At 62.6% G+C, this 19,544-nt stretch carries 12 protein-coding genes; 7 read left to right on the top strand and 5 right to left on the bottom strand.

Annotated elements, in window-relative coordinates:
* Positions 1-6 precede the first annotated feature (6 nt).
* The 5 genes from BXA07_RS24345 to tssK form a co-directional block, all read right to left on the bottom strand.
* Complete coding sequence (locus BXA07_RS24345) at positions 7-849, bottom strand: urease accessory protein UreD (RefSeq protein WP_244556392.1); 843 nt, start codon at positions 847-849, stop codon at positions 7-9.
* 168 nt (positions 850-1,017) lie between these two features.
* Positions 1,018-3,237, bottom strand: coding sequence for an EAL domain-containing response regulator (locus BXA07_RS24350; RefSeq protein WP_076571696.1), 2,220 nt, complete (start codon positions 3,235-3,237; stop codon positions 1,018-1,020).
* Between the two features lie 174 nt (positions 3,238-3,411).
* On the bottom strand, positions 3,412-5,574 hold the full coding sequence (locus tag BXA07_RS24355; protein WP_076571698.1) for a sensor histidine kinase: 2,163 nt from the start codon (positions 5,572-5,574) through the stop codon (positions 3,412-3,414).
* A complete protein-coding gene (locus tag BXA07_RS24360) occupies positions 5,571-8,645 on the bottom strand; it encodes a sensor histidine kinase (protein WP_083708506.1) in 3,075 nt (1,024 codons plus the stop codon). The genes BXA07_RS24355 and BXA07_RS24360 overlap by 4 nt, the downstream gene beginning before the upstream one ends.
* A gap of 162 nt (positions 8,646-8,807) precedes the next feature.
* Positions 8,808-10,154 (bottom strand): type VI secretion system baseplate subunit TssK, encoded by a 1,347-nt coding sequence (gene tssK, locus BXA07_RS24365; RefSeq protein WP_076571797.1) that lies wholly within the window; start codon positions 10,152-10,154, stop codon positions 8,808-8,810.
* Positions 10,155-10,329: 175 nt separating this feature from the next.
* Between tssK and tssF the strand changes: the two genes are divergently transcribed.
* The 7 genes from tssF (at position 10,330) to BXA07_RS24400 (ending at position 19,540) form a co-directional block, all read left to right on the top strand.
* Positions 10,330-12,135 carry a type VI secretion system baseplate subunit TssF gene (tssF, locus tag BXA07_RS24370; RefSeq protein WP_076571702.1) on the top strand — a complete coding sequence of 602 codons (1,806 nt, stop codon included), beginning with the start codon at positions 10,330-10,332 and terminating at the stop codon, positions 12,133-12,135.
* A gap of 8 nt (positions 12,136-12,143) precedes the next feature.
* Positions 12,144-13,124 (top strand): type VI secretion system baseplate subunit TssG, encoded by a 981-nt coding sequence (gene tssG, locus BXA07_RS24375; RefSeq protein ID WP_170909734.1) that lies wholly within the window; start codon positions 12,144-12,146, stop codon positions 13,122-13,124.
* A gap of 29 nt (positions 13,125-13,153) precedes the next feature.
* Positions 13,154-13,408: a PAAR domain-containing protein gene (locus BXA07_RS24380; RefSeq protein WP_070289305.1), complete on the top strand. Its 255-nt coding sequence runs from the start codon at positions 13,154-13,156 to the stop codon at positions 13,406-13,408.
* Between the two features lie 12 nt (positions 13,409-13,420).
* Complete coding sequence (locus BXA07_RS24385) at positions 13,421-16,015, top strand: type VI secretion system Vgr family protein (protein WP_076571706.1); 2,595 nt, start codon at positions 13,421-13,423, stop codon at positions 16,013-16,015.
* Positions 16,012-17,871, top strand: a complete 1,860-nt coding sequence (locus tag BXA07_RS24390; protein ID WP_244556393.1) for an esterase/lipase family protein — start codon at positions 16,012-16,014, stop codon at positions 17,869-17,871. Before BXA07_RS24385 ends, BXA07_RS24390 begins: the two co-directional genes overlap by 4 nt.
* 2 nt (positions 17,872-17,873) lie before the next feature.
* Entirely contained in the window at positions 17,874-18,989 is a 1,116-nt protein-coding gene (locus tag BXA07_RS31445; RefSeq protein WP_244556394.1) for a T6SS immunity protein Tli4 family protein, read from the top strand.
* Positions 18,990-19,060: 71 nt separating this feature from the next.
* Positions 19,061-19,540, top strand: coding sequence for a GNAT family N-acetyltransferase (locus tag BXA07_RS24400; RefSeq protein WP_076571709.1), 480 nt, complete (start codon positions 19,061-19,063; stop codon positions 19,538-19,540).
* Positions 19,541-19,544 lie beyond the last annotated feature (4 nt).

Genomic DNA, 19,544 nt, shown 5'->3' on the forward strand with positions numbered 1-19,544 from the left:
TAATGTTCAAGTGTTCCAGATGCGGGGCACGACGGCGGCGCGTCCCAGCATGGCGGGGCGCAGCAGCTGCCAGGCGGCCAGCATGACGCGGCGCGCCGCCTCGCTGTCGCCGCACAGCAGGCGCACCACCACCAGCGCTTTCATGTGCGTGGCGCCAAACGCGGCGCCGGCAGGCACCTGGATCTCGCGCAAGGCGGCCAGCACGGATGCAGAGACGGGCGTGCCGACGGCGATCAGGGTGGCGCATACCGTGTGCCCTCCCAATCCCAGGGGGCTGGCCATCAGGGCGCCGCCGGCGGCCAGCACGCCCTGCTCGCACCACAGCAGCCTGCCGCCGCGGCGTATCCGTACCTGCTGGCTGATGCTGCCCTCGTTGAATGTCTCGCCCGAGGCGCTGCGCCCCAGGCAGACGACGTCGCAGCCGATGTAGCCGGCATCCGCCGCCAGTTCCACCTCATGGTGCAGGCGCACGCAAGCCTGGTCGAAAAAGATGCTTTCCTGCGGCAGCCACTCGATGGCGGCGCCCGCGCCCGCGCGCAGCACGACGTGCTGGCCCGAGACATGGCCGTTGGCGCGGTACCACTTGGCGGCGCCGGGCGACGTCAGCAAGGCGTGCGCGCCGTCGCCCGCCGTGGCGTCGACGGCCAGCCGGTCGCCGCCCACCACGCCGCCGGGCGGATGGATGATGATGGCATGGCAGACGGCGTCGCCTTCCGGATACAAAGGCTTTTGCACGCGCAGGGGGCCGCTGTGCGCGCGTTCGACGAGGCGGCTGACGCCGTCGTGCAGCGCAAAGCCCAGGCGCAACTGCGCCTGCCAGGCGCTGTGGGCGCCGGCTGGTGTAGGCATGACTGGATGGCTGCTGTCTGGCATGCGGGGCAATCGCGTAAATAAGCGATTACCTAAGCAGGATATATGCCAGCGCCAGGGGAAGGAAGCGTGAGAATCGCGCACCGCGCTGCAGCGGACGCACCGGCATGGTGCATCGGCCGCACCGCGGCGCGGAGAGCCAGCCCTTTAGAGGCCTGGCTCCTGGGCCACGGCCAGCGTGCGCCGCTCGCGCAGCAGGGCCGTGAATGGGGCGGCCGCCAGGGGGCGGCTGAAATAATAGCCCTGCATTTCATCGCAGCCGTGTTCCGTCAGGAAGGCCACCTGTTCGCGCGTTTCCACGCCTTCGGCGATGACGCGCATGTCGAGATTGTGCGCCAGCGAGATGACGGAGCGGGCGATGGCCGCGTCGCTGCTGCTGGTGGTGACGTCGTCGACGAAGGATTTGTCGATCTTCAGCACGTCGATGGGGAAGCGTTTCAGGTAGCCGAGGCTGGAATAGCCGGTGCCGAAGTCGTCGAGCGAAATGCCCACGCCGATGTCCTTCAGGCGCGTCAGGGCCGCCACGGCCTTGTCCGGGTCGCCCATCACCGTGCTTTCCGTGATCTCGATGCCGAGGCAGGCGGGGGCGATGTCGTATTTGCGCAGCGCCGCCTCGACGAAGGGCACCGTGCGGTCCTGCGCAAACTGCTTGCCGGACAGGTTGACGGCCACCTTGATGCTGCCCAGGCCCGCGTCGTGCCACACGCGGATCTGCGCACACACGCTTTCGAGTACCCATTCGCCGATGGCCGTGATGGAACCATATTCCTCGGCCAGCGCGATGAACAGGCCGGGGGGCACCTTGCCCAGCACCGGGTTGTTCCAGCGCAATAACGCTTCCGCGCCCAGCATGGCGCCCGTGCGCAAGCACATCTGCGGCTGGTAGTGCACTTCGAATTCATCGCGGCCGATGGCGCCGCGCAGCTGCTGCTGCATGGCCAGGCGGGCGCGGATATCGCTGCCCATGCGCTCCGTGAAAAACGCATAGTGGTCGCGCCCCATTTCCTTGGCGCGCACCAGGGCCGTGTCGGCATGGCGCAGCACGTCGTCGAGGCTGTTGCCGTCGGCCGGGCACAGGGCGATGCCGATGCTCGTCGTCAGCGCCAGGCGCTCGCCGTCGACACTGAGCTCTTCGCGCAGGCCGGCCAGGATGGTTTGCGCCAGCGCCAGCGTGCGGCCCAGCAGGGGATCGTCGAGCAGCAGAATCTGGAATTCGTCGCCGCCCTGGCGCGCCACCGTGTCGCCTTCGCGCACGCAGCCGGACAGGAAGCGCGCCACCACCTGCAGCGCCTTGTCGCCCACGGCCTGGCCATGCGAGTCGTTGATATTCTTGAAACGGTCGAGGTCCAGGCACATCAGCACCACTTGCTGGCGGTCGCGCACGGCGCTCACGCGCGCCTGCTCGAAGCGCTCGCGCATCAGCACGCGGTTGGGCAAGCCCGTCAGCGCGTCGTGGTAGGAGAGGAAATCGATCAGGTGCTGCTCGGCCTTGCGCTCGCTGATGTCGAGGAAGACGCCCACGTAATTGACGACGGCGCCATCGGGGCCATGCACGGTGGAGACGCTGAGCAAACAGGGATAGGTGTCGCCGCTCTTGCGCCGCGTCTGCACCTCGCCCGACCAGCAGCCGCTGCTGCGCAAGCCCTGGCGCAGGGCCAGCAGCACCGCTTCGCCCGTGTATTCGGCGTGCAGGCGCATGATGTCCGTGCCCACCACTTCCTGCGCGGCGTAGCCGGTGATGCGGGTAAACGCGGGATTGGCGGTGACGATGACGCCGGCCGGGTCGGTAATCAGGATGGCGTCCTGCGTGGCTTCGAAGACCTGGCCGGACAGGCGCAGCAATTCCTCGTTGGCGCGGCGGATCTGCACTTCGCGCGCCAGCGTGCTGGCCACCTGTTCGAGTTCCGCCGTGCGTTCGGCCACGCGGCGCTCCAGGTTGGCGCGCTCCTGCGCCAGTTGCAGCTGCGCCCGCGCCAGGCGCACGTGCGCGTCGGTGCGGGCCAGGATTTCCTCGGCTTGGAAGGGCTTGGCGATGAAGTCGACGGCGCCCAGCGCGAAGCCGCGCACCTTGTCGTCCGTGTCGTACTGGGCCGACAGGAAGATCACGGGCACCTGGCGCAGCGCAGGAATTTCCTTCAGGCGCCGGCACACCTCAAAGCCGTCCAGGCCCGGCATGCGCACGTCGAGCAGGATCAGCTCCGGCGGGCGCGCCTGGGCCGTCCACAGGGCCAGTTCGCCATTCGGCGCCTGGCGCACCGCATAGCCGGCGCCGCCGAGCAAATCGCTCAACAGCTTCAGCGACGCCGGCGTATCTTCAACGATCAGTACTTCGCCCTTCGAATTTACTTCCGAAAAATCGCGGTGCATGTAGCAGTTCTCTCAGCTTTGGATGAGGCGCGGCGGTCCGTTGCCGCGCTGGACAAGACATTTCTTTGCGATGAACTACGTATTATCATCATAATCTTTATTGCAATCTAGCACCATCCATCGGCGCCACTTAGGCCGTCTTTTCAGCGAAACCGATGTTGTCAGCCCACACTTTTACGCGTGCGCCAGCGCGTCCTCATTCTCCAGCAAGTCGCACAACTGGCGGTACTGATGCTGGTCCAGCATGGCCTGCAGCGGCGCCAGCAACGGTGCGGCCGCCGCCGGCAGGGCCGCCAGCAGCAACGCCACCCTGGCAAGGTTCAACTCGCGCAGCGCCACCAGCAAGGCGGCGCGCTCATCGCGCGCCAGCAGCGCCAGGTCCCGCGCCTGCAGGGCGGGCGGCGCCTCGGGCGTCGGCGGCGCGGCAGCGGGCGCCAGCGCAGGCAACGGCGCCTCGGCCGCCTGCGCGGGGATGCTGAAACTGAAGGTGGCGCCCTGCCCCGGCGTCGACTCCAGCGTCAGTTCGCCTTTCATCAGCTGCACGAACTCGCGCGAGATGGCCAGGCCCAGGCCCGTGCCGTCCTTCGGTCCAGCGCTGTCGGCCTGCACGAAGGGTTCAAAGACGCGCTGCTGGTCTTCCCGGGCGATGCCGATGCCCGTGTCGCTGACGGCGAACGACAGCAGCCATTGATCGCCATCGCGCCGCTCGCCACGCACTGTCAGGGTGACCGTGCCGCCGCCCGCGAACTTGACGGCGTTCGACATCAGGTTGAGCAGCACCTGGCGCAGCCGCGTGGCGTCGAGCAGCACGGCCGGCGGCACGGCGACGCAATCGAGGCGCAGCGCCATGCCCTGCTGCTCGGCGCGCATGCCCAGCATGTCCATCACTTCCTGCAGCAGCGGCGCCAGCGCCACCACCTCCATCTGCGCCAGCAGGCGTCCCGCCTCGCCCTTGGACAGCTCGAGGATTTCATTGATCAATCTCAATAAATGATTGCCGGAGCGGTGGATGATGGCCAGGTTGCGCTTTTCATCGTCCTGCATATTGGGCGAAGCGGCCATCAGGCGCGAAAAACCGATCACGGAATTCAAGGGCGTGCGCAGTTCATGGCTCATGTTGGCCAGGAAGGTGCTCTTGGCGCGGTTCGCCGCCTGCGCCTGGCTGACGGCCACCGACAGCGCGCCCGTGCGCTCGGCCACCAGTTCCTCCAGGTGATGGCGGTGGCGCAGCAGTTCCAGTTCCGCCTCGCGGTGCGCCGTGATGTCGTAGTTCGAACCCACCAGGCGCATGGGCATGCCCTGCCCGTCGCGGAAGATCACGGCGTCGGCCTTGATGTAGCGGATGGCGCCATCGGGCCACCGGATACGGTATTCGTGCGTGAACGCGTGGCCGGCGCCCAGCGCGGTGCGCAAGGCCAGCTTGGCCGCCGGCACGTCCTGCGGCACCAGCGCCGCGCGCCAGATCGCCGCCGGCGTGGCGCCGCCCGCATCGGCCCTGAACTGCGCATACATCTGTTCATCCCACTGCAATTCATCGCTGGCGACATTCCAGTCCCAGATGCCGATGCTGGCCGCGCCCGTGGCCATCTGCACGCGCTCCTCGCTGCGCTGCAAGGCGCGGTAGCGGCTGTCGAGCAGCGCCACCATGTCGCGGATGCTGCGGTACAGGGCGCGCAGCTCGCCGAGGAACCAGGCTTTCGGCGGGATGCCGAACGCTTCGCTCTGCCCCGCCTTGACGCCGGCCGCATACTGGCCGATGGCGCGCAGGGGTTTGATCATCAGGCACCACATCAGCAGCCAGATGCTGGCTACCAGGATCACGTCGAGCGCCACGATCATGGCGCCGATGGCCAGCGCGCGCTGGCGCAGCTGCGCATGCAGCAGGGCCGGCGTGGCATACACGGTGACGGCGCCGATGACTTGCCCGCCCATCGTCACCGAGCGCCGCGCCGCCAGCAGGCCGGGATCGCCGGGCAGCACGGAGACGCTCTCGAACGCGCCGTCGCCGTTGCGACGCAGGACCAGCGCTTCCTTGCCGACGCCGGGCGTGAGGGCGCTGGCCACCAGCTCGCGCTTGCCCAGGGTGCTGCGCATGATGGCCAGCATCTGCTTTTCATCGAGGTTCCACAGCGGCAGCTCGATGGCGACGGCCAGCTGGTCGGCGCTGACCGACAGGCTGTGGCGCAGCTGCTGCCAGCGCTGTTCGCGTTCGGATTGGTAAAACAGCACGGCAAACACCAGCAGCAGCACGGTGACGACAAAGGTCAGCGCCACGCTGACGGCCAGCACGATGGACACGCCGCCCAGGCGCGCATGCTTGAACCCAGGCTGCGTCATGCGTCGGCGCCCTGCGCCTGCGCCGATGCCACGGGCAGCGCCAGCGCGGCGCACAGCTGCTGGTACTGGTGCTGCTCCAGCATGGCGCACAGATGCGCGGCCAGCTGCGGCCAGCGGGTGGCCACGCCAGCGAGCACGATGGCGCTGCGCCGCAGGTCCAGCGCGCGCACGGAGTCGAGCAGCACCTGCCGTTCGGCGGCGTCGAGATGGTCCAGCGCCTGATCCAGGTCAAAGGAAAGATCGAAGGCGCCGCCCGCCGCGCCATCCTGCGCCTGTTCGCTGGCGGCGCGCTGGAAGCGCAAGCCCAGCTGCTGCTCCAGCATGGCGAACAGGTGTTCCTGTTCGATCGGCTTGCGCAGGAAGCCGTCGGCGCCGGCCGCCAGCGCCTCCTGTTTTTCTTCCTCGAAGGCGGAAGCCGTCATGATCACCAGGCGCGGCTGCGCCAGGCCATCCTGTGCGCGCAGCCAGCGCGTCAGCGCCAGGCCATCGATATCGGGCATGCGCCAGTCGCTGAGCACCATGTCGTAGCGCTGCGCCGCCAGCATCGCCTGCGCCTGCGCGCCGCCGGCCGCCTCCTGCAGCAGGAAGCCGAGCGGCGCCAGCAGGCCGGCCAGCAGCTTGCGGCAGTTGTCGTCATCGTCGACCAGCAGCACCGCGCGGCCGCGCTGGCCGGGCGGCAAGCGCGCCACGCGGCCCGGCGCCTGCGGCGCGGCGACGGGGCGCAGCACGCATGGCGCGCGCAGGTCGAAGCGGAACACGGACCCGGCGCCCAAGGTCGATTCGACGCGCAGTTCGCCGTCCATCAGGCGCACGAATTCGCGCGAAATGGTCAGGCCCAGCCCCGTGCCGGCCTGCGCCACGGCGCTGTCGGCCTGCACGAAAGGCTCGAAGATGCGCTCCAGGTCCTCTTGCGCGATGCCGCTGCCCGTGTCGCGCACGGCGAACGCCAGCGCCACCTGGCCATCGTCCTGCGCCTGGCACGCCAGCGACAGGGTCACGCTGCCCTGCTCGATGAACTTGAGCGCATTCGACAGCAGATTGAGCAGCACCTGGCGCAGCTTGGCGCCGTCCAGGCGCACCAGCGGCGGCACGCCGGAACACTCGAGCCGCAAGGCGATGCCCCTGTCGCCCGAGCGCATGCGCACCATCTCGACCACCTCGTCGAGCAGGCCGCGCAAATCCACGGGTCCCGTCTGCAGCTGCATGCGGCCCGCCTCGATCTTCGACAGTTCGAGGATGTCGTTGATCAATGTCAGCAAATGGTGGCCTGCGCGGTTGATGATGGCCAGGTTATGCTTTTCTTCCTCGAACATGCTGCTCGAATCGGCCATCATCTGCGAAAAGCCGATCACGGAATTCAAGGGCGTGCGCAATTCATGACTCATGTTGGCGAGAAAAACGCTTTTCGCGCGGTTCGCCGATTCCGCCTCGGTGACGGCGACGGACAGGGCCGCCGTGCGCTGCTGCACCAGCTCTTCCAGGTGGTCGCGGTAGCCGAGCAGCTCACGCTCGCTGTGCTTGCGCTCGGATATGTCGACGATGCCGCTGCGCACCAGGCGCCGCCCCTCCATGGGCAGCCTGACCAGGCGCACTTCGCAGGGAAAGGTGCTGCCGTCGGCGCGCCGCACATTGCGTTCGACGAGGATGGGCTCGCCCAGCATGGCACGGCGCAAATGCTCTTCCATCATCAGCCCCAGCGGCAGGCCGTCGGGCTGCTCGCCGCTGTACAGGTCGAACGGCCCGCGCGCCAGCAGCGCTTCGCGCGACAGGCCCAGCATGCTCTGCGCGCTGCTGTTGGCGTCGACAAAGCGGTCCAGGTCCAGGTCGTACACGACGATGGCTTCGGGCGCATGCTCGACGAGGATGCGGAAGCGCTGCTCGCTTTCGCGTGCCTCGCTCTCGGCGCGGCGCAAACGGCGGCGCTGCAGCAGCAGGGCGCTGAGCAAGCCCGCCATGGAGAGAAACACGGCGCCGGCCGACAGCACGGCCACGCGGTGCTCATGCCACAGTTCAGGCGGACGGTTGACGAACAGGGTGTGCGGCGGCAGCCGGCCGATGTCGGCATCCCAGCGCCGCACCTGTTCCCAGTCATACATGGGCACGGGACGCGCGGGCGGCAGCAAGGCTCCCGGCGCGGCAGGTGCCTTACCGGACAGCAACTCCAGCGACATCTGCGCCACCTGCTGCGCGGCCCGCTCGATGTGCAGGATGGACCCGCCCAGGATGCCCTTGCCCACGTTTGCGTTATACATGCCGAAGGCGGGGACGTTCGCCAGCCGCGCCAGTTCACCGGCAAACTGCACGGGCGTGGCAATGGCGCCGGCCACGTCGCGGTTGACATTGCCCGCCACCAGCACGCTGTCGGCGGGCAGGTGCGCCACCGTCTCGCGCATCTGCGCCAGGGTCAGGCCGTCAAGATACTCCATAGAAACCTTCCCCTGCCAAGCCTGCGCCGCCTGCTGCATGCTGCGCTTGAGGGCCTGGTCGGCCTCGCTGGCGCCCACGGCCATGAAGATGGTCTTAGTATCGGGAAACAGCGACATCGCCTGCGCCAGGGTGCCGGGAAAATCGACATTCGCCTTTTGCTGCCAGATGGCGGGGGGACTGCCGGCGGGCAAGGCCCGGCCCGAGGTGTTGATCGCCAGCACGGGCACGCCGCGCGCCAGCGGCGCCAGGTCCGACAGCAGATAATCGAGCGCCGGCTGCTGCATGGCGATGATCAGGTCGGCCTTGCGGCCCATCATGTGGGTGTATCTCAAAAGCAACAAATCACGCATCTCGCCCCGTTGCGCGGGGTCGCCCTGGGTGTTCAGGTTCAGGTGCTCGACCATGACATCTTCGCTGGCCACGCCGGCGGCCGTCATGGCGGCCACATAGGTGCGCGTGTACGATTCCACGCCGGCACGGCCGTAATCGTAAGCGTTGAGGAACAGCACGCGCTGGCCGTGCAGCGGCGCGGCGGCCGGCACGGCGGCAGGAGCGGCGGCAACGCCTGACGCCAGCAGCAATGCGCAGCAGCAACGGCGCACCGCTGCCCTGCCCCGCCCGCCGCCCGGCACCTCACGCATCATTCGCCATGCCCATGCTCGCCCTCGCCTGTCACCATGTTTTACCCATGGACTGAATACTCAGCCACCGACACTTACAAAAACATGATAACGTCAACTGCGGGGGCAAGTCTATTCCTTAGGGCAATCTTTTCACGATACATGCGCTCGCAGCGCCAGCCATCGTCATGCAGCCGCGCCGCTGATGCCGAACAACTCCAGCTTCAGCCCCTTTATGCCAGCCGGCACGTAAATCGCAATCGCCTGTGCCTTGATCATGCTGTCATAAATGCTGCCCTTGCTATCGATGGAAAAATAATATGTGTTCGGCCGCACCGGCACTTCGGCGGGAACCTGGGCCATATGGCGCAACTCGGCCCCCGGCAGCGCCCGTGCCAGCAGGAGGTCGATATTGTCCGGAGATGAAATCTTGAACTGCAAGGGCACCGTGGCGACCAGTTCCAGCGCCGGCATGTCGGCATTGACCGCAAGACAGAGTTCGGTCTGGCGGTCAATCCGCCTGGCATCGAGCAAACCATGATAGTGGGTGTTCTGTTGCGCGTCGTTGGACAGGGGAATCGGGAAGTAGCGCGACAGGAGCACGGTATCGATCAGGTCGCGAATGATGCCATCGAGCTTGCCGAAACCGGGAGCCGCGTCATCGTGACAATAAGAAGGCAGGTCGTTCAGCGTATATTTTTTCGAAAACGTCATCAAGCCACCGGCCAACGCCATCAGTTTTTCAAACAAATACACGGGATGGTAGCGCCGGTAGCTGGCGCAATGACTGAGCATGGCGCTGGCGCTGCTCAAGGTATGGAGCATCCAGAACGAGGCAACGTCACCGCCATGAAATTCGACCGTGTTGTTACCGGGTTGACGGTGGCGGCTGTACAACGATTCAATTTTCGCTCCCATGCGGTCGATCAGCGAATCGAGCAGTTTCTGCAATGAGGAATCCGCGCCCACCGTCAGCCCAGGCGGAATGAAAGAGGTATCGATTTCAAAGCTGCCATTGCCAGCGCGGTACAAACGGATCACCGGGATGGCAAGGTAGTCATTCAGGGGGTCCAGTTGCGACAGCAGGTACACGCGTTTCTTCAGGTAAGCGACGTCCGTGCTGACCGCTTCGCTGTACAGGTCCGGGGTTTCGACATCCGCCTGGACATAGCGCGCCCCTGCGGAGTTCACATTGCCGCCATGTTCCTGCAGTGCGGGCAGCGCGGCATAAAACGTAAAACCATGTTCGCTGGCAGGCAGCCTGGACAGGTCAACCGCGCTGGGCAATACATCGCCCAGCGGCGCGTCAAACAGTTCTCCATCCTGAAAGACGAGCGACATGGCATCCGCCCGCAGGCTGTTGTTGGCCAGTGCATCGGGGTTCCAGCTGACGCCCTGCACGCCCCACAAATGGGGATTCATCAATGAGGCCAGACGTTGCAGGCGCGCTTCATGGTAGCGGTCCAGTTGCTGGAATTGCTGGGGACCGATGGCCAGGCCTTCGGACCAGAGTAATTTGGATGGCAGAGTCATGGCGTTCTCCATATTGAGCGTTGAAATCTTGCTGCTTTGCCAGTCTGCAGTCATCAGTTTGAACGTCCTTGATGTTGCGCAGCAACCCTGTTCAATTATTTGCGCAAACGCAATTTACCTTGGAGCAAACGCTCGGATACTGGCCATTCCGCTGCAAAGACATAGGAAAAGAGAGATGGAGGACTTGCTGCCATATTTCGAACGCGAGCTGGTGATGCTGCGGCGACATTGCCGTGAATTCTCCGAGCGCTATCCGAGAATCGCCGGCAAATTACATATGTCCGGCGAGTCTTGCGAAGATCCGCACGTGGAACATTTGATCGAATCGGTGGCCATGCTGGCGGCACGCATCTCGAAACGGCTCGATGATGACTATCCGCAATTTACCGAAGCCCTGTTCGAAGCCCTGTTCCCGCACTATCTGCGCCCCTTTCCATCCTGCAGCATCGTGCGCCAGCCCACCCCAGCGGCGGGAACCGGCGTATCGCACCTGCCTGCCGGCAGCGAAATGGATACAGCGCCCGTGCGCGGCGTGCGCTGCCGCTTCAAGACGGTCTACGACATGACGACCGGCGCATCGGTACTGGACAGCGCGTCTTTCGATGCGATGATCAAGGCGCCGCCAGGCTTGCGCCTGCCGGCATCAGCCAGTTCCTCGCTGAACATCGGCCTCCGGCATGTCGATGCGGCATCCGCATCGCTGCGCGTCTTTATCGATGGCGAAGCTTCGTTTTCCGCCGCATTGCGCGATGCCTTGTTCATGCATACGGTCTGCGCCTTTGTGTCGGCCGACGCGGGGCAATGGCTTGCATTATCCGAAGTGCCCTTGACGCCAGTCGGCTTCGCCGACACGGACGCCTTGCTGCCTTTTGGCGCCCGTTCGCAGCCGGCATACCGCATCCTGAGCGAGTATTTTGCGTATCCGGAAAAATTCAATTTCTTCGACATCGATAGCGCGGCGCTGGGTGCCGCCTTGCCGCCCGATTGCCGGCGCTTCACCCTGCATCTGTGCATGGCCGGCTTGCGGCCCGATTCGGCCAAGGCGCGCATGTTGTCCAGCATTTCCAGCGAAAACTTAAAGCTGGGCTGCAGTCCGGCGGTCAATCTCTTCCGCCAGGAAGGCGTGCCGATCTCCGTCACCCGGCAGAAGACCGACTATCCCGTGCTGGCCCATGCTACCCATGCCCATGGTTATGAAGTGGCCTCCGTCGACGCCGTGCGTTTGCTGCGTCAGCGCGGCGGCGAAAGCACGCTGACCGAATTTCGTCCCCTGTACAGCCTGCGCCACGGCGAGGGGGCGGCGCAGCAAGGCCATTACTGGATCATGCGCCACGATACGGCGTTGGCCATCAAGAGTCCTGGTCACGAAAAGCGCATCACGCTGATCGACAGCGACTTCAATCCCCTGATCCATGAAAAGGCCAGCTTGTCGCTGTCGCTGACATGCGGTAACCGCGATCTCCCGCTGTCGCTCAAGTACGGCCAGCCGCAAGGAGACTTGCAGCCATGCGCTGGCGGCCCCGCACTGCACATGCTGCGACGCCCCAGCCAGCCGCGCCGCTTTTCCCCAGGCGCGGGCCTGCACTGGCGCCTGATTTCTCACCTGGCGCTGAATCATCACGCGCTGGTCCAGGAAGGCCTGCCGGCGCTGCGCGAAATGCTGACGCTCTACGACCTGTCCCAATCGGCAAGTTCGCAGCGCCAGATCGGCGGCATCGTGGCCCTGGCGCACGGGCCCACCACGACATGGCTGCGGCACAAGCGCGGTACCTCGCTGGCGCATGGCGTGGAAGTGCGCATCACGCTGGACGAGGAAGCCTTCATCGGCAGCGGCATGCACCTGTTCGTGCAGGTGATCGACCACTTCCTTGGCCTGTACGTGCAAATCAACAGTTTCATTGAACTGGTGGTGCTGTCACTGCAAAGCGGAGAGGAGCTGATCCGATGCAAACCAAGAAGCGGATTGCAGAATCTGGTGTAGTCCAACACTTGTTCGCCGAACCATACCGCTATCAGTTCGTGCAGGCGGTGCGGATTCTGCTGTGCTGGCTACGTCAGCAGAACGTGTCCCATGCACAAGCCTTCGGCCAGGTGCTGCGCTTCAGGAACAGCCTGTCCTTGAGTTTTCCAGCCAGTGAAATCGAGCGGCTCGCGCGCGACGAGCATGAACAACTGACGCTGGTGCCGGCATTCATGCGTTTTCTGGGCGCCAGCGGCACCTTGCCCTTGCATCACTCGCAACGTATTGCCGCCTACCGCCTGTCGAGCAAGGATGCCGGCGTCTCGGCCTTCCTCGATATCTTTTCGCACCGCATGGTCGCGCTGTATTACCAGGCGTGTGAAAAGTATCGGCTGGAATCCATGCTCCAGACCCAGGCAAAAGACGAGCAACTCCTTTTGTTGTCGGCACTGGCCGGCGTGCAGCGCGATGCGCTGCCGTCCAGCGGCGAAGCTGGCGCCGTGACGCAGGACGTCGCGGCCTGGTACGCGGGCCTGCTGCGCTGCCGCCCCGTGTCGGCGCAGGCGATAGCCCCCGTGCTGGCCGAATACTGCGGCGTACCCATCGCCCTGCAACAATTTGTCGGTGGCTGGGACTATCTGGAAAAAAACCGGCGCAGCCTGCTGGGCAGTGCCAACTTCACCCTGGCGCGCGGCGCAACCCTGGGCTTGCGGCTCTGGCGCCAGGACATGCGCGTCTGCCTGCATATCGGCCCGCTGGATCCCGCCGGCCTGCAGCGCTTCCTGCCGCGCAGCCCAGGTGCGGCGGCACTGGCAACGATGCTGGCGCTGTTTGGCGTACCGGATTTGCAATATGAAGTGCGGCTGATACTGAGCCCGCCATGCATCAGGCCCCTGCTCCTCAGTTCCAAGCCATCGGAAAGACGGCGCCTGGGCTGGACGACGTTCCTGCAGACGGCGCAAGGCAAGTTACGCGGCGCGCAGGTGCGTTATTTGCTGCAACCGGCTTGAGCAGTTTATCCCTGGAAAGCGAGGCAAGCATGAAACATGCGGGACGCGGCGTCATCCGGCTCGGAGACGCAACCGATCACGGCGGCAAGGTCACCAGCGCATCGTCGGGCAGCACCGTGATGGGGAAGACGGCGGCACTGGCCGACGACACGACCTTCTGCCCCAAGTGCAAGGGCAGCTTTCCCATCACGCCGGACGGCGCTGGCGCCAAGCACATGGGCAAGCCGTACGCCTATGACGGCGATGCCACCGCCTGCGGCGCCCGCCTGATCACATCGCTATAACGGAGGCAGGCCATGCATGCAAGCATACAGGCGGCGTTATCGGCCTTCGACCTCGCCGCGCAAGAGCGGCGCCTGCTGAAGATCCACTTTCCCCATGACGATGGACCGGATGGCGCCATCCTGCTGGTCAATTCGCTCACTGCCAGGGAAGAAGTATCGCGCGACTTCCGTTTCGAAGCCGAACTGCTGTCGGACGACGCGCACATCGCGCTCAAGGCCATGCTGGGCCGCATGGTGACCATTTCCATGGTGCGCGACGATGGCACGCTGCGCCACTTTAACGGCTATGTGGGCGAATTTTGCCTGCTGCGCGCCGACGGCGGCTTCGCCTGGTACCGCATGGTGCTGCAACCGTGGCTGGCCTTTGCACGGCTGCGCCAGGACAACGTCTCCTTTCATGGCCAAAGCGTGATGCAGCTGACCGAAACAACGTTTGCGCACTACGGGCAGCGCGACTGGAAAACCAGCATCCATGGCGACGATCCGCAGATCACCTGCGCCAACCAGCATAATGAAACCGATTACAACCACCTGCACCGGCGCTGGGAAGCCCTCGGCTGGCATTACTGGTACGCGCACCGTGCCGATGGCCACACCTTGTGGCTCGCGGACAACAGCACCCTGGCGGACATGGTCGCCACGGCATCCGGCGACGGCGCCATGCGTTTCCACTCCGAATCGGGTTCACTGGAGGATGACGGCTTGCAACAATGGCAAGCCGTGCGGCGGATCGGTTCCGGACAGCTGACCTTGGCCAGTTTCGACTATAAGCATCCGCAGCCACGCCTGGCCAGCGGCTACTCGCTGAATCGCCAGGGCGACGTCTTTGCCCACGAACTGTATGAAAACACGGGCGCCTATGGCTACAGCAATGTCGATGATGGAGAAGCGTTGGCACAGCGCCGCATGGAAGAAAGCGACCATCTGCGCCAGTATTTCGAGGCGGCAGGCAATCACCGTGGCGCACAGCCTGGCCTTTGTTTCCGGCTCGACGGCCATTTCAGCGCCGAGGAAAAGCGCTGTCAGCCTGGCCAGGAGCGCCCGGACAGCATTGCCGAACGCGAATACCTGATCCTTTCGGTCGAGCATAGCGCCAGCAATAACTATCAGGCAGGCCCCAGCGCGCCTTCGCACTACGTCAACACCATGACCTGCGTGCGGCGGGACATACGCTGGCGCCCCGGGCGCGGCTACAACAGCATCCCATGCATCGTTGCCGGCGTGCAGACGGCACTGGTGGTCGGACCGGCCGGGGAAGAGATTCATACCGACGCCCTGGGACGCATCCGCCTGCAATTTCACTGGGACCGCCTTGGCACATTCGATGAGCGCAGCTCGCCATGGATACGGGTCATGATGCCGATGGCGGGAGCGCAAATGGGACAGATCGCCTTGCCCCGCGTGGGCCAGGAAGTGGTCGTACAATTCCAAGACGGCAATATCGACCACCCCATCGTCATCGGCGTGGTCTACAACAGCGCCAATCCGCCGCCATGGCAATTGCCGCAGCAACGCGCGCTGTCCGGCGTGCGCAGCCGCGAACTGGGCACCCGCAGCGCCAACCACCTCGTGCTCGACGACACCAAGGGCGCCATCCAGGCACAGCTGCGCAGCGAGCACCAGGACAGCCGGCTGTCATTGGGCAACATCACCCGCATCGACGACAACGTGGGCCGCAAGGAAGCGCGCGGCGCGGGCTTTGAATTGGCCAGCAATGCCTGGGGCGCCCTGCGCGCCGCCAAAGGCATGCTGATCACCACAGAAACACCGGCAGGCGCCGCTCCGATCAAACAGCTCGACGAAACGCAGTCCCGCCTGGCGCAGGCACGCCAACTGCACGAGGGACTGGCCGGCATGGCCGTGGACGCGGGCGCGCAGGACAGTACCGCACAACAGGGCGCCGTGGCCGACGCCATCCAGCGGCAAAACGCCGCCATCAAGGGAGGCGGCGGCGAATTCCCGGAGCTGTCCGAACCACATCTGGTGCTGGCCAGCCCGGCCGGCATCGAACTGAGCACGGCCCAGTCCATCCACGTGGCCGCCAGCGAGCATGTGGCACTCACCAGCGGCAAGCATATTTCACTTGCCAGCGGCGACAGCATGTTTGCCAGCATCGCCAAAACCTTCAGCCTGTTCGTGCACAAGGCCGGCATGAAGCTGATCGCCGCCAGCGGCAAGGTGTCCATCGAGGCCCACAGCGACGAGGTCGAAATCCTCGCCAAGAAAGTGCTGTCGCTGATCAGCGAAGCAGACTGGGTCAACATCAAGGGCAAGAAAGGCGTGCGCCTGCACGGCGCCAAGCACATGCTGGAAATCAGCGACAAGGTGCAGTTCTTCACCTCCTCCCCCGTGCTCTTCAACGGCAACCTGGAAACCCTGGCGCCGAAGAGCGTGTCGCAGGAATTCAATGACCGGCCACACAGCAGTTACGACCAGGAGGTCCTGCTGGTGAATGCCGACGATACACCGGCCGTTGGCCTTGCTTTTGAAATCCTGCGCGATGACGGCAACATGGCCGGAAAAAGCGCGGAAGACGGTTCCACGCAACTACAAAAATCCACCGGCATGGACAGCTACATCATTCGCTATAAGGGAGAACTGCCGTGAGTGACAACGATGAGTTGAACAAACGAGGTAATCATCCAAGTCAATTTACACAAGGTGTGGGCGGATGGGCGGAGTATGCAGTACAGATGACCAGAACCAGCGATACAGCACGCCATGAAGTCGCCAAGCCACCCGGCAAAGTGATACCGATCATTTTTCTGCCGGGTGTCATGGGCAGCAACTTACGTATGTCCAAGGCGCGGCAAAAACGGTTGGAGCGCCCCGACAATCGAGCATGGCGACCGGACGACTTGATGGGGGTGGGAGGAATGGCAGATGTTGCCGCCGGAACTGGTTTGGGAGGATGGTTCAGAGAGGCTACGCCTCAACAACGTCAGTTGGTGTTTGACCCCAACGAAACAGAAGTCGAATACTACCATTACACAGAAAACAATGGACGATTTGACGCGGAGGGACCACAAACAATGGCTTCCGATATACGACATCAGAACGTTCCTGACAGTCTGACAGCCATCCCTCCCCTGATGGGCTCGAACAGAGTCACCCCCGGCAGCCGTCCTGTACAAGGGAAACCGCAAGCGTTCGCAACTCCAGCGCAGATAGCGCGATGGCGCGGCTGGAGCGAAGTGTTATTTGATGGAGCTTATGGCTCCATGCTCCAGCACACTGAAAAGCACATGAACAATATGGTGTTAGGCGGGAAGCTGCATCCAGTCTGGCGCGGGACAAGTGGCTTGGGTGCGTCGGTAATGAAAGACCCATCCACGTTTGGTGGCATATCAGGCAATCCCGTAACGGAAGAAGACTTGAAAAAAATCGCGGCATGCTGGTACCCAGTTCACGCGATGGGCTACAACTTTGTGCAGAGCAATAGCGTCACTGCCGTGACCATTGCCAAACGCCTAAGAGGTCTGGTCAAAGGTTATCGTGAGCGAGGATTCAATTGTCATGAAGTCATTCTGGTCACACACAGCATGGGGGGTCTGCTGGCCCGCGCCTTGATACACCCTGACTATGGAAAAATAGTCAACGACAGTGACCTGACAATACTTGGCATTTATCACAGTGTTATGCCAGCCATCGGCGCCGCCGGGGCGTATAAGCGCATGCGCTTCGGCTTTCAGGAAAAAGACACTACTGCCGGTGAATACGAAGCTGAGGTACTTGGCATCAATGGTGTCCATGCGACCGCCATTCTGGCGAACGCCCCGGCACCGCTGGAGATGATGCCTGGCGTCGTGTACGGTGAAAAATGGCTCAGGGTAGTAGATCAGCAAGACAAAGAACTGTGGAGCTGGCCGCGTGAGGGCGCTACAGCATTGGATGCTATTTATTTGCAACCACCTAATGCGTGGTGGCGGCTAATAAATCCAGAATGGATAAATCCGGCAAAAATAGAAGAAAAAAATGGTGGTGGTTTGATGAACGTTAATCGCAGACTCAAAAACGCGTTTGAATTTTTAGAATCAATAAAAGATACGTTCCACTCCCTTACTTATGCAAGCTACTGCGCATCACCGAAGCGTCTAAGTTATGGCAACGTCGCATTCAAAGTAATCGATGGGCTTAACAGCGGGCTACCAGATGCCAAAGAAAGACCCAAGCCACTCTCTCCTGAAAAATGGTCTCTGCACGGAGACAACGCCAAAAATGAGCTTATTGTTCAAGCTGGCCCTCAAAAACTACGATTGCGGCTAATGCCAGCCAGTGCCGCTGGCGATGACACAGTACCCTCAAAAAATTTAGAAAAGTGCTTTAAAAAAGAACGGTTATTTATTCATGGGGTAAAAGATGGAACTGACTACGGGCACCAAGATAGCTATTCGAATCCCAATGTACTCGCATCAATGCTATATTCCATTATACAAATCGCAAAAACAGCAAAGTGGACTTGATCATGTTTAGTCAAAAAAAATTTCTTTTCACCACTATTGTAATGTTTGGATTGTTCCAACCTTTCAAAGCGCGAAGTGCGATCGAGGAGAATGCCGTGTCAGAAAATATCGCTCTTACTAAACGTCTTGAAGTGCTCTTTCTAAAAACGAAATTGGCATGTTTTGGGCGCTACACCCTGCGTATACCGCAAGAGACAGAATTGATTTTTGGGGAAACATCACTACCATCAACGATTGAAATAAGAACCGGTGGATTGGCAGGACGCGACAAACAAGTTCTAGAAGATATTGAACGAATAAAATTCAACAACCCCACTTCGGAAATTATCTACAATGAAAAATCCCCAGCCGAAGGCATTTGGCAGATTCAATATTTCCCTGACAAATATACCAAAAATGAAGGCAATGTATATTTCAATACGTACATTACAAAAGGAAATATCACATTTACCATAGGAGACACCACTTCTGAAGGAAAAACAAGAATGGATGTCGCTGCCAAACAAATAGTTCATGCAAATAATTTTCGATTACGCGAAGAATCAGATATACCGTCCGAACCGGGAAATTGCATTCCTTACGGCTTCATTAAGGGAAATAGCTATGAGGAACAGGAAATAGTTAGTGCGGGGCTGTATTTCCCCAGTTTTCCTGATGTCACATTTTCAGTAAGCTCGAATAAAAATGCATATATGGATTATTCGAGTGAATTGTATGAAAAAATGCACATTGAACTATCCCTCTTGGGGCGTATTGATATGGCCAAGAAAAGACAAGGCAATCGCTATCCCAAGAGAAGCCTGCTACGCGAGGGCAAACGCAACGTCCAGCACTGGCAAGGAGAAGAGTCGCTGATACGACGAACAGATGGCGTGCACGATTTTGAATGGGCCCTGGTCGGCAAACCGCGCGATGTCGCGAATCCATCTGTACTGGAGGCGCATATGTACACCAAAGTCGCCCACAACATGGTCGGCGCCGCCGAAACCGCGTCGCTGACCGACGAAGAGGCCATCGCCTTGTGGGACAAGCTGCTGTCCGGCCTGAAGTTCCGCGTGAAAGTGCCGGGTGCGCCTCCCGGTTCCTACTATATTGATCCGGACAAGCCGGCGCAGTGACAATTGAAAAACTCATGCTGGCGCCGTGCAAGCCGTTGCGCTAGCATGCTCCTTTTGCCCGGAAAGCCGCCATGCCCATCGCCCTGCGCCCCGCCCTGCCCTCCGACATCGACGCCCTGTGGGCGCTGCGCACGGTGGCCGTGCGCGTCAGCTGCGCCACGCACTATGCGCCGGAGCAAATTGCTCTCTGGACGGCTACGCCCGTGCCGGCATCGTATGCGGCCATGCTGGCCGCCGGGGACGGCATCGTCGCGCTGCAGGACGGGGCCATTGCCGGCTACGCGATGCTCGATGCGGACAAGCAGGAAGTAGACGCCGTGTTCGTCGATCCCGCCCGCGGGGGACTCGGTATCGGCAAGCGCCTGCTGGCGGCGCTGGAGCAGCTGGCGCGCGGGCGCGGCATTGAACGCCTGCACCTGTCCGCCTCGCTCAATGCGGAGCCGTTTTACCGGGCCGCCGGTTTTGTCGCCTTGCGCGAGGAAGCGTATGCGCACCCAAGCGGCATCAGCCTGGCCAGCGTGGCGATGGAAAAGGAGTTGACGCCCGCCTGAACCT

It is taken from the genome of Janthinobacterium sp. TND4EL3, assembly GCF_900156175.1.
In the GTDB taxonomy this organism is placed as follows: domain Bacteria; phylum Pseudomonadota; class Gammaproteobacteria; order Burkholderiales; family Burkholderiaceae_D; genus Janthinobacterium.